The sequence below is a fragment of the Halobacillus salinarum genome (assembly GCF_022919095.1).
GTDB classification, from domain to species: Bacteria; Bacillota; Bacilli; order Bacillales; family Halobacillaceae; genus Halobacillus_B; species Halobacillus_B salinarum.
Map to the genome: position 1 here is coordinate 3,820,378 of NZ_CP095073.1, position 12,263 is coordinate 3,832,640.

The 12,263-nt window shown below is 34.8% G+C and carries 9 protein-coding genes and 1 pseudogene; 6 read left to right on the plus strand and 4 right to left on the minus strand.

Annotated elements, in window-relative coordinates; genetic code table 11:
* Nucleotides 1–2: 2 nt before the first annotated feature.
* Nucleotides 3–2,428, minus strand: a pseudogene (drmE, locus tag MUN89_RS22140) (DISARM system-associated protein DrmE).
* Between the two features lie 179 nt (nt 2,429–2,607).
* Complete coding sequence (locus tag MUN89_RS19725; protein ID WP_244709719.1) at nt 2,608–3,750, minus strand: DUF4268 domain-containing protein; 1,143 nt, start codon at nt 3,748–3,750, stop codon at nt 2,608–2,610.
* Between the two features lie 823 nt (nt 3,751–4,573).
* Between MUN89_RS19725 and MUN89_RS19730 the strand changes: the two genes are divergently transcribed.
* From MUN89_RS19730 to MUN89_RS19755, 6 genes are all read left to right on the plus strand, one after another.
* Nucleotides 4,574–4,732: a hypothetical protein gene (locus MUN89_RS19730; RefSeq protein WP_244709721.1), complete on the plus strand. Its 159-nt coding sequence runs from the start codon at nt 4,574–4,576 to the stop codon at nt 4,730–4,732.
* A gap of 64 nt (nt 4,733–4,796) precedes the next feature.
* Entirely contained in the window at nt 4,797–4,979 is a 183-nt protein-coding gene (locus MUN89_RS19735) for a hypothetical protein (protein WP_244709723.1), read from the plus strand.
* Between the two features lies 1 nt (nt 4,980).
* The gene (locus tag MUN89_RS19740; protein ID WP_244709725.1) at nt 4,981–6,363 is read left to right on the plus strand and encodes a recombinase family protein; all 1,383 of its coding nucleotides are present in this window, start codon (nt 4,981–4,983) and stop codon (nt 6,361–6,363) included.
* A 1-nt stretch (nt 6,364) separates the two neighbouring features.
* On the plus strand, nt 6,365–7,540 hold the full coding sequence (locus MUN89_RS19745) for a recombinase family protein (protein WP_244709727.1): 1,176 nt from the start codon (nt 6,365–6,367) through the stop codon (nt 7,538–7,540).
* Between the two features lie 243 nt (nt 7,541–7,783).
* The gene (locus MUN89_RS19750; RefSeq protein WP_244709729.1) at nt 7,784–8,122 is read left to right on the plus strand and encodes a recombinase family protein; all 339 of its coding nucleotides are present in this window, start codon (nt 7,784–7,786) and stop codon (nt 8,120–8,122) included.
* Nucleotides 8,123–8,296: 174 nt separating this feature from the next.
* Entirely contained in the window at nt 8,297–9,763 is a 1,467-nt protein-coding gene (locus MUN89_RS19755; protein WP_244709730.1) for a recombinase family protein, read from the plus strand.
* Nucleotides 9,764–9,775: 12 nt separating this feature from the next.
* On the opposite strand, the gene rlmD is transcribed toward MUN89_RS19755, so the two are convergent.
* Both rlmD and MUN89_RS19765 read right to left on the minus strand, forming a co-directional pair.
* On the minus strand, nt 9,776–11,167 hold the full coding sequence (gene rlmD / locus MUN89_RS19760) for a 23S rRNA (uracil(1939)-C(5))-methyltransferase RlmD (RefSeq protein ID WP_244709732.1): 1,392 nt from the start codon (nt 11,165–11,167) through the stop codon (nt 9,776–9,778).
* Between the two features lie 100 nt (nt 11,168–11,267).
* Nucleotides 11,268–12,185 carry a diacylglycerol kinase gene (locus MUN89_RS19765; protein ID WP_244709734.1) on the minus strand — a complete coding sequence of 306 codons (918 nt, stop codon included), beginning with the start codon at nt 12,183–12,185 and terminating at the stop codon, nt 11,268–11,270.
* Nucleotides 12,186–12,263: the final 78 nt, after the last annotated feature.

A 12,263-nucleotide genomic window follows, 5' to 3' on the forward strand; every position in this document is an offset into this window, starting at 1 on the left:
ACTTACTCAAATAGAATTCCAACCTCTGATGGTTTTACTTTATAAACCTTTTTAGAGACACCAATGACCTTTCTTACTTTTACAGCACTCGTTACATCATCAAATGAAAGATTATACTTTGATAAAAACGCTAAGTCTTCATTATTAATTGCTCGTTTAGAGTAATAGATAATTTTGTTTAATAACCTAGCAGCCACTCTTCTTTCTACCCTTATACTAGACATTGCGTCATGATAGTCATTTGCTCTTTCTGAAAAAGCTTCTATATTCAATGCTTTTCCTAATATCTCAAGATCCTTTAAATCCCTTGGCCCAAAGCTATATCCACTGCGCCAGTTACTTAGAATAGACTTAGTACTCTTGTCCCAACCTAGTTCTTTCATTTCTTTAAATAATTTTTCATCATTATATTTTAGAGAAACATACTTATCTTCATATTTTTCTCTCCACTCTTCTATTAAGTGGTGATTCTTTATGCTTTGATTATCAACTTTTGAATTATTTATAAACACGTTAAATAATTCTTTTCTAGAATCATTGTCAATTAATACAATCTCATCTTCATTTTTAATTTCTAATAATTTTTTAATTATTATTTTTTTCTTTTTTTTGTTTAGATATCTCACTTTACTATTTTTCCTAAAAAACATCGCTCCATTTCCTTCTAGTTCAACTAATTTAGCAAAAACAACGTTATTACCCTTATAATCTCTGACACTTCTTTTTAAAGGTATCTTTTTATCAGTTTTAATAAGATTACTCAATTCAGTTATGCTTGAATCACCATGAGAGTTTGAAGTATCTTGTATTGCTACGTGCTTTTTTAATCTATTAAAGAAATATTTATAAATATTATTAGTAATTAGTACTTCCCTATCTATTGGATTAATAAATGAAAGTGCTTTGTTGTCAATCTCTTTTAATCTACTAAATTTTCTAAGAAGCTCGGTAATTTCAATTTTGTATAGTAATACATGTATTTTTAATTCTTCTAAGTTATTGAATATATTAAAATCACTTACATTTGTTGATGAAAGCATGACGACAGTATCACTATCGATAAATTGCTGTTTATTAATTAGTTTCTTTTTATTAAAAAACCTAATTCCTAAGTCCTCTAATTTTCCAATTTCCACTCCAAACGTAGAGGCAAGCTTTTCTTTTAAAGCAATATTTCTTATTTTATTGGATGATATGATACCCACAGACCTTTGTTTTGCTCTTTCTGAATCTATAATTTTTCTTATTGCTTCGTATTTTGGACATAACATATCAAGATTATATTTATTATATATATTTTCCAAACATTGAATTATTTGTTCAAAATCATCATCTTCATACCTGTTATCGCTCTCTTTAAGTTCCTTTATTAAATCATTAATTGTATCAAAAAATGGATCAAATCTTGCAATGCTATCATATGTAACCCTTCGACCGGCAATTTCATTATGTTGTAAAGTAATGTTCTAAGGAGATTCAAATCATAAGAATCAAATCTCTTGTATATTAATCTCATTAATAAATGAAAAGCATTTTCTAATTCGTGTTCAAAATCAGCTTTAACGTACTCAATATTTACGTTTGAAATTTTTGTAGAAGATATCATTTCTGTATTAGTAGTAAAAAACGAAGTATCATTATTTCTATCAGTTGAATTGTAATATTCTAAAATCTCATTACCTATTAAATAATTTTTAACATTTTTCTTTCTATTAAAATAAATAACCTTTTCATCCAATGGTTTTTTGAAAAAGCTTAGCGCTCCATTTGGAAAATCTGGAATATTCTTATCAATAGTTGAATAGTCAATAACTACATAATCATAATTCACTTGATTGGAGTTGATTATGTTGCTATTAGATGTAATAAAAAAAGTAGAATCTTGATTATTATCTTTTCTTCCAACCTTATTCATATCCCCCCTAGATAATTGACTAAATGTATGATAACCATAGGATATTGGATATATATAATGTAAAGGTATTTTTTCGGGAATATCATTTTTATAATATCTATTGAGGATATGTTTCCAATAGAGCTTGGCATAGTAAGGGTTATCAATATTACAGAAAATATTATTCTCCATAAGGAACTTATGTTGAATTTTACAGATTTCAAAAATACACTCTTTACTCAAATAGATATCTTTTAATATGTTTAATAACTCTTTATTTTTAGATACAATCAATATTGTTGTCCTTTTTGATGGATCTTCATTGTATTTAAAATTCTCTATTTCATTTCTTAAAACTACTTGAATAATGAGAGAAATAATATATTGGGGGTTCGGATAGCAGACTAAGATATTATCTTTATTCTTTATGCAATTAATAATCTCTTTTATCAGTGAAGATTCAATTTCTGAATTTAATATTGCTTTGTTATTGTAATAGAGTTGTTCTAGTACATTCCCTTTAACAGTACTCAATTGTAACCCCCCTCTTTTTCCTTATTTTAACATAAGAAAAACCCTTTTTTGTGCATTTTTTACAAATGACAATTCTACAATACTTATTAAACAAAGCTTCTCTCGTATCAAGGAATATGTAGAACAATATTGTTCTCTAATTAAAACTAGACTTACATAGATAAATGTTAGGACATGTTTTATATTTCATCAGTGTTCAACTTTGAAATTAATTTACTCCTTACTTCACTTATAGGTTTTTGAAAAGCATTTTCTAGATTAAGCATTGATGTAACCATGAAATTAATCATATCTTCCCAATCCTCTTCATTATAAATGTTCACATCGTCTTTCTGATATTTAATCCTAGAGGCTTTTTTATTATCTAGTCTCTCCCAAGTAAGTGAGTCACCAAATTTATTCTCGATCGAATCTTTAAACTTCCCTAATTCTTCAAAAATAAATTTATTCTCTTCCTTTACCGATCTTTGTAAATAAACTTCAACTCTGGCATAACTTCTAGACATTACAAAATTATAAGAAACAGATGAAATTCCTGTACCAGCTCCAATCCAGTTGTCTTTTGATGGACTTATATTCTTAAATAACTCTGTTTTTTTATTTATATGTGGTAATAGTTTTTTCCAAAATAGAATTCTAGTGTTATGCCTAGTTTTGGATTCTTCTTGAATATTTATATCTGCCTGATTTTTTTCTGCCATATTAATTACATATTCCTCTGCTTCTTTCATTGGAATTATTTGCTCAAAATTTAATAGTAGTTGATCCCCCATTTGATATGGAGTAACCTTAAAACACTGAATTCTTAATTTGTAATTCATTAACCATAAAACGGTAGAGGTTACTTCTTTTCTAAAGTTAGCTGCAATAATAATTAGTCTTTGTGTTAAACCCTTATTTATTACTATCTCTTGATAGTCTTCCACTTCAAAAAACTCTATTAAATTCTTTTCTGCTTCCTCATTCTTGGAAATCTTATTTAGATAATCTTGATATATACTTTTAATTTGCTCTTTGGTTAAGCTTGAACAATAAGAGGCATATTTTAAGACCTGCCATGTCACATCTCTTCCAGAATCATCGAGTTTATTCTCAATGACTACTACGTTTCCTTGTTTATCTAATGCTAATAAATCGAGCCTTTCATTCGTATCATGGAATCCATTAAATTCTTTTTGTATAATAAGTAATTCCTCTCCTATTGACTCAGGATTATTTGCAATCCACTCCTGCAAGTGATCCCTTTCCCTAAAACCTAATTCAGAAAATGTCTTCTGGTTTAATTTTGTTATTCTATTACTCTTTCTATCTATAATAAACATATAGTTCACCTCTTTTATAAAATACATTATCAAAGACTTTTCTGTGTATTGATGAAGATATTTATTCAGATTGAAGCTATCAGTCCCTTAAATGTTTATGATTAGTCTTACAGAACAAAATGTAGACCTTTAATTATGTAGTTCGACAATTACTGTAAAAAACCTCCATATGATAAAAAAGAACCATATTTCATAACCTAAAATTTAGTTGATATTAGATAATTTAAAACTTTAATTGGTTATATAAAGCATATTTTAATAAAATCTGACTTTTTGTATGACAACTTTAATTATGTATTCTACGTCGAGGGCCACATTGTCCCGAGCATTTACTTTTTAAACAGGTATCACTATATAATATTTCAACTATACCCAAGAACATTGAAAGGTTTGATACATCGTTAAATCGTCAATTTATCCAGATGGATAAAGGACACTAACCTTCACGGTAGATCTATGAATATTAAGCTTAAAATCATTAAACTGGTTTTGATTCTTAAAGATATCCAATGTGAAAAATATTTTCTTTTAAAATAATTCTTGCAATCTTTTTCCTTTTGCTATAAGATACAAATAATTCAATAAACTTATCAGTAACTTAAAGCGAAGCACGCTAGGTTACATGTCGTTACCAACCCATTAGGGTTCGGTGACCATGTTCCTTGCGTGCTTTTTTTGTTTTGTGTTACTAGAAAGGAGTTTCAAATAAGTTTGAAAGAAAATGAAATCATAAAATGCTCAAGATGTAACTCTTGCGCTAAGCATAAGATGTCCTAACATATTGTTTATGCTAGATTACGAGCTTTGGAAGGGAAGTGCAAAAATGAATGAGGCTTTCGAGAAATACGACTTTCCTTGGTCACAACCAAAAAAAGTTCTCGTTCCTTTAGTATATGTAAATGAGAAGAATACAGAAAGTACTTTTCAGTTAAAACTGGACTTGATAGAAGCTGAAGATCAAGCACCATTAAAAGGCAAGTAAGTATAAACCACCCCTCGCCTGTCAAGTATGTATATAACCAACTTGAAAGAGGAGAGGGGTTCATATGGGAAAATCAAGAATTTCAAAAATCACTTATTCTCAAGACCTGCCTGGTGAATCTGCTATTTGGATACAAAAACTCGTTACCAAATTATTAATTAACGAGCTTGACATTGATCTTTCTGTCAAAGCAAAGCTTTTAGCATCAGCAGATAGAAGGTTCAGGTACAAAGGGGGGAGTCAATAATTTGAAGAAAAAACTCATTGTAGTCTATTCAAGAGTTAGTACTGGATCACAAAATCTTCGAGAACAAATTGATGCTTCAAACAAAGCAATCCACGCTCGAAACATAAATAAAGATGATGTACTCTACCTTGAAGATTTCAATGTTTCAGCAACTAAGAATGATATTAATAATCGGCCAGCTTTAAAAAAACTATGCAGTTTAGTTGCAGAAAACAAAGTGAAATTAATCTTCATCTATGCTCGAGATAGACATTCCAGGGATTTTTATGAAGGAGCTAAATTCAACGATTTAATCAACAAACATAATGTGGAAGTGATTTATACAGCTTCTAATGAAATTCCCTTCAACAAAAATTCAAGCATAGAAAGTTTTTATGGGATCTTCAGCCAGCAAGGAGGTAAAAACATTGGAAAGCGTTCATCCGATGGACTAAAAAGATATCCCGGAGAAACAATTGGATACAAGCGGAAAGAGGAAAACATTGAAGGTGAAAGGAGAAAAGTCACTTTCATCAAGGATGGAAAACGAAGTAAGGTTATTCAACACCTCTTTGAGGAGTTCAGTCAAATAAAAAATAAAGAAGAGTTTGTTTCAATTTTGAAGAATTACGGCAAGAAACTAAACAGTCATTCAACAGTGATAAAAATTTTGCAAAGACCTTTTTATGCAGCATACTGTATCACTGACTATGGTTATGACCCACTCAATCATGTAGAAGCGATCATTTCACTTGATTTGTTTAAGAAGGCACAAACTGTACTCAACCAATTCATCAAAGAGTATGAATATGCTGTTTTACGTGCTCAAGAAAAGATTCTAGCCATACCAACTTGCGGGGTTTGTAACAAACAGATGAAATTCATGAAGCCCCTTGGAAGTTCAGCATATTTTGTATGTAGTGCTGGTCACAAAAAGATTGATATTGAACTTGATCAACTTAATCATGTTATACATGAAACCATCTTAAATGAGACTAAACAATTCGCTTTAGCAAAATACAAACCAATCTTTAGGACGCACTTTAATGGCACATTAGACAACCTGGTGCATCAAAAGAAACATCAGGAACTTATTTTAAATAGGAATGTGCTGAGCATAACTAGTCAGAATTTTGTTAAAGTCGATAGCAATTTCAAGAAACTGGAGCAGCAGATCCGTAACAACGAATATAAAATAAATGCAATTGAGAAAGAGATAGTTCTATTACAATCATTAAAGAACGAAATAGATACTTTAACAGAACTAGCGGATAAAGCCGTCTCTAAACTATCTGATACCGATGTAACTTCTTTAATTGAGCTATTGATTAAAAAAATTCTAATTCACCATGAATTCCTCGAAATCAATATGTACTCACTAACTTTTGATAAAGGAGCCGTTTAGTGTGAAACATAGCAAAACTGGTGTAGGTTACCTTAGAGTGTCAGATAAGAAGCAAGAGACAAATCATTCTGAGGAAATACAGAAGAAAATGATCTCAGAAAAGGCAAATCAAGAAGGAATCACAATCAAACATTGGCGTTATGATAAAGCAGTTAGTGCTTACCGTACAAATGCCGCAAGACGAGAGAACTTAAATTTATTGCTTTCTGATGCCAAAGATGTTGATGCTATAATTTTCTACGATGAATCTCGTTTAAGTCGAAATATCTTTGATTTCTACCAAGAAATTTATCAACCGTTAAAAGAACGATATCCAAATGTGAAGTTTTATAGCACTCAATCGTCTGGTGAATGGGATCCACATGACCCACTTACCCAAGCAAAATTTGTCTTTGCTGCAGAAGAATCCAATGTTAAATCAATGCGTGCTAAAGATGCACAATTCAGCATGCTATCAAATAAGATTCGACCTAGTGCACGTTCTCCCGTTGGTTATGATTTAGATGAAGGGGTATTAAAGCCTAACATAGATGCGCCAATTGTTTCTAAGATATTTGACTACGCTTCTTGGGGGCATTCCAACAAGAAAATAGCTGATTTTCTAACTGATAACAACGTGAAAACAAAACACATTAGTAAATGGCGAAGTAGTACAATTGATTACATCCTTAAGAATAATTCATACGCTGGCCATCTGAGTTGGAATGTAAAGCAATTTAACACCTCTAGCCAAGAAAATAATGTAAGAGATGATGATCTTTTCAAAGTCCATGAAGCGATTATCTCCCCTGTAATGTTTGCAGTAGTTACACAAGTTAAAAGGTACAAGAAAAAATACGGTAAGTTAGACACACCTTTTCTCCTTCGAAACCTTATCACCTGTTATCATTGCAACTCATTGTTACAGTCAAAAGATAATTCGCCTAAGGGGAAAAGTAAAGAATACCTGGTTTATCGATGCCCAAACTGCAAAGTTAACTATCAAGCAAATAAAATTCATGATGATGTATTAGCAGACTTAACTAAAAAGTGGACATCAAACTTACATCAAATGATTGAAGAAAGTAAGTTTGTGCTATCAGATTGGCTTCAAACGCTTGAAACATGGAAACGCTCTGTTGAACAAACAGAAGAACAAATCCTGTTTAATGAGCGATTAATACTTTTCTGGTCATAACATCGAATGGGTTATTAACGTTATGGTCAGAAAACCGAAAAATTAAACACTAAAATATAAGAATTTTTTGTACTTATGTTAGCCATTCAATATTGAATAAGCTAATGTATAAATAAGGTATTCATAAAAACTAAATACAATACAATGCGGAAGCACCGCTAATTAATCTTTTGGAGAAGTCTAAATTCTTCAAGAGATGGTTAGCGGTGCTTTTTTTATTACAAATGAAAAGGATGATTACATATGAATAACAACACTGTGCTTTATGTTCGTTCAACTAACAACTCTAAACACTCATTAGAATTACAAAAATCCAATGGAAGAAATTATGCCAAACACAATTCACTAAAACTAAATATCATTGTAGATACTAACACCTCTGGTGTTAAACCATTAAATGAGCGCTCTGGTTCAAGTGCACTTTTACACTTGGTAGAAAATGGACTAGTCAACACAATCATTGTTGAATCACTTAGCAGAATTAGCCGGAATTTTGTAGTCACGTCTGAATTCATTTCATTCATTGATCAACACAACGTGAACCTCATTATCCTAGAAGGAGGTGATCAATGTGGTAAATAAGAACACATTCATTGTTGATCGGGTTTACTCTCCCGATAAAGACACAGACTTTAAATCGGTAATGAACCTGATTATTCATCATAAAATTGAGGATCTTGTCCATAATGCTAATAAGGTAAACACTGCTACATCTCAAATCGAGAAGAAAGGACATGTAAAAATATGAGATGTGCTGTGTACATTCGAGTTTCAACAGATAAAGAAGAACAAAAAGCATCATTAAAGTACCAAAAAGAATTGTTCTATAGATATATTGAAGAGCAAGGATGGGACATCTACGAATTCTATGTAGATGTCCAAACAGGAACTACCGAAAAAAGAAAGAGCTTTCAAAAGATGATTGAAGATGCTCAAGATAAGAAGTTCGATATTATTCTTGCTAAAGAACTTTCTCGCCTTGCAAGGAATGGTGAACTTTCTTATAAATTTAAGAATCTTTGCCAAAATAGTGACATTCACATCATAACGTTAGATAATGCTATCAAAACGTTAGAAGATAAAACAGATATGTATGGACTTTACGCTTGGATATATGAACTAGAGTCACAAAACACAAGCAATAGGGTCAAAGAAACGTTACGTACTAGGGCTAAAAAAGGCCTCTTTAAAGGATCAAATCCACCGTATGGATATGAAGTTAAAAATGGAAAGCTTTATATCAGAGATGATTATACACCGAAAATAGTTAAGAGGATATACGATGAATACTTAAGTGGAAGTGGACGCGATGGTATAGCCAGGCGACTATATAACGATAATGTACCAACACCTGCAGATGTAGCTGGAAAGAAAAACGCATCTGATAAGTGGAATGAATCAACAATCAAGCTCATACTAACTAATCCTCATTATGTTGGTGATTTAGTTCAAGGAAGAACCACTACAGTTAGTGTAACAAGTAAAAAAAGAAAAATTGTGGCTAAGGAAAATCAAATCGTTCAGAAAGAAGCCCATAAGGCCATCATTTCACGGGAAGTGTTCGATGCAGTTCAAGAACAACTAAAGCTAAGGTCCAAACAAATTCCAGCTCCAAAAAAGCATTTGTTTACAAATTTACTTTTCTGTGCTGATTGTGGAAAAGGAATGTGGTATCGAAGCAACCGCAAAGGCTATATATGCGGAAGTTACGGACGCTACGGCAAAAAAGCTTGCAGTAGCCACTCTGTTAAAGAAGACATTCTGAAGCGCACCATCATAACTGACATCAAAAAGCACATGGAAGATATCAACAAAGAAGAATACGTTAAACAACTTGAGCTGCAGAACAAAAAGTCTAGAAGTGATGCAGAAAAACAAATCACTAAATTGGACAGACAAATTGATACCTTGAGGAAAAGAAAGAGGAAATTTGTAAACCTACTGGCTGATGAGCTCATCTCGCAAGAAGATTATCGGGACAATGTTGAAGCTAACAACAAAGAAATCGATGAATTTATTGAACAGAAGAATGAGCTACTTCAATCTATTGAGAACGAACAAGTCGTTGATAACATAAGCCAACTCAAGCAAGAATTGCTTAGATTCCTAAGCTTTGATGAGTTAACGTCAGAAGCATTACATCGTCTAGTCAATCGTATTGACGTAAAGAAAGACGGTAAGTTCAAAATTCATTATAGTTTTGCCACTTCAACAACTGAATAACAGCAGGAACCCTTACTGGGTTCCTGCTTCTTTTAAAACAATCTGCGAAACGCATTCAACGTGACTCGTCTGCGGAAACATATCAACCGGCTGCACTTCCTGAGTCGCGTATCCCCCATCCTCAAGCACACGCAAATCACGGGCTAACGTGGAAGGGTTACAGGAAACATAGACAATCCGCTCCGGCTCCATATCGATCATGGCCTCGAGCAGCTTTTCGTCGCAGCCCTTTCTTGGCGGGTCTACGACAATTACGTCGGGACGGAGTCCTTGATTCCGCCACCACGGCATAATCTCTTCAGCCTGGCCGACGTAAAACTCGACGTTTTCCATCCGGTTCAGTTTAGCGTTTTTCTTTGCATCGGTAACGGCTTCCGGGACGACTTCCACGCCATACACTTTTTTGGCTTCCTGGGCTAAGAAAAGCGATATGGAGCCGATACCGCAGTAAGCGTCGATCACGGTTTCGCCGCTGCGCAGGTCCGCGTAAGCGAGCGCCTGGTCATACAGCTTCTTCGTCTGGGTTGGATTGACTTGGTAAAACGATTTTGGCGAGATCATGAATTTGATGTCGCCGATCATGTCATAGATGTACTCATCTCCAAAGAGCACCTTCGTCTCTTTGCCTAAAATGACGTTGGTTCGGCCGCTGTTTATGTTATGGATGATCGATTTAACATTGGGAAAGGCGTCTCTGATCTCATCAATCAGCTTGTCCTGCTCCGGAAGCTGCTTTGTTTTCGTAACGAGTACGACCATAATGTCTTTTGTAGCCTGTCCGGTCCGCACCATAACATGCCGCAGCATCCCGCGGTGGGACTCTTCATCGTAAGCCGATATGCCGAGTCGGGTAGCGATACGCCGGACAGTTTCTACCATGCGGTCGTTTCTTTCATCCTGAATTAAGCAGGTGTCCATATCGATGATCTTGTGGCTGCGCTTTTGGTAGAAACCGGTCATCAGTTCGCCGTCTTCTTTTTCACCGACTGGGATTTGCACTTTGTTCCGGTAGCGCCACGGGTCGTCCATTCCTATCGTATCGTGTACCGATACGTGCTCTAAATGACCGATTTTCTTCAGCGCGTCTTTTACTTGTTTATGCTTCATCTCAAGCTGCATCGCATAGCTCATGTGCTGAAGCTGGCAGCCGCCGCATTGAAGATAAACGTCACAAGGCGGCTCCACCCGTTCTTCGCTCGCCTCTAGGACTTCCAGCAGCTTTCCGAAGCCAAAGTTTTTCTTCACTTTTACGACCTTCACCTTCGCTTTTTCACCCGGCAGCCCGTAAGGAACAAACAAAGGATAACCGTTTACTTTGCCTACCCCATTCCCTTCATGGGTCAAATCCTCAAAAGCGAGCTCAATCGTTTCATTTTTTTGTACTGGAGGCTTTGGTTTAGCCATGTAGATCCGTCCTTTTCATCATCTTGTTCTCTGATTTTACCATACCTATAACAAGGACACGAAAAAGGCTGCTGTTTCTATTGCAACAGCAGCATCTTTTCTAACATTTTTGCTCGGTATCACTGGAGAATTTCTCCCGTGGGACAAAAAAATCGATATGTTTGTACAAATTGACAAATTCCCCGGGCAATAATCCACCAAATTCCCCGTCAATATTGAGTTGCATTTTTTCTTCCGTCTTTACTTTCACCCGACTGGCTGTTTTCTGAATAAACTTCGGATGGTTCAAGTGATTCCCTTGAATGGCAAGCGTCGCAAGCCGGACAAATTCAGCGACGTTCATCTTTTCAATGATCATCAGATCGAATAGCCCGTCATCCATTCTTGCTTCAGGAGCAAGCTTCTCGAATCCCCCAACGGAATTAGTATTGGATACGAGAAACAGCATGATGTCTCCCTCGTAGAGTTTGCCATCATATTCAATCTCGACAAATGTTGGGCGGATGGATGGCAGCATCTCCATGCCTTTTAAATAATAGGCAAGCTGTCCAAGCATCGTCTTCAGCTTACTTGGCACTTCATAGGAGAGTTCAGTAATTTTTCCTCCCCCGGCAATATTCATAAAATATTGGTCGTTGACGCGGCCGATATCAAGCGGAGTAGTATAATCCTCGAGAATAATATCGACAGCTTTATGAATGTTTCGCGGTACGCAGAGCGCACGTGCGAAGTCGTTGGTTGTCCCGACTGGAATGATTCCTAGCTTAGGTCTTGGATTTTGTTCGGCAATTCCATTAATGACTTCATTAATTGTTCCGTCTCCGCCGGCAGCGACCACCACATCGTACTCCCGCTCAACTGCGGTCTGGGCTGCTTTCACAGCATCCCCAGCACAAGTAGTAGCATGAGCGGACGCCTCGTATCCTGCTTGCTCAAATCGCTGAAGGATATCAGGCAGGACCTTACGGATTACTTCTCTTCCAGAGGTCGGGTTATAAATAATTCGGGCACGTTTCATAGTATGACCCCCTCATCAGGCATGCTCCAAGGTATATCATAGCTCTTTTTCCTTTATTTGAAAACACTAAAGTATTAT

Coding starts and splice junctions, on each gene's coding strand:
- MUN89_RS19725 (WP_244709719.1), bottom strand. CDS start 3,750: ATGTTTATTATAGATAGAAAGAGTAATAGAATAACAAAATTAAACCAG.
- MUN89_RS19765 (WP_244709734.1), bottom strand. CDS start 12,185: ATGAAACGTGCCCGAATTATTTATAACCCGACCTCTGGAAGAGAAGTA.
- rlmD (WP_244709732.1), bottom strand. CDS start 11,167: ATGGCTAAACCAAAGCCTCCAGTACAAAAAAATGAAACGATTGAGCTC.
- MUN89_RS19735 (WP_244709723.1), top strand. CDS start 4,797: ATGGGAAAATCAAGAATTTCAAAAATCACTTATTCTCAAGACCTGCCT.
- MUN89_RS19750 (WP_244709729.1), top strand. CDS start 7,784: ATGAATAACAACACTGTGCTTTATGTTCGTTCAACTAACAACTCTAAA.
- MUN89_RS19730 (WP_244709721.1), top strand. CDS start 4,574: ATGAATGAGGCTTTCGAGAAATACGACTTTCCTTGGTCACAACCAAAA.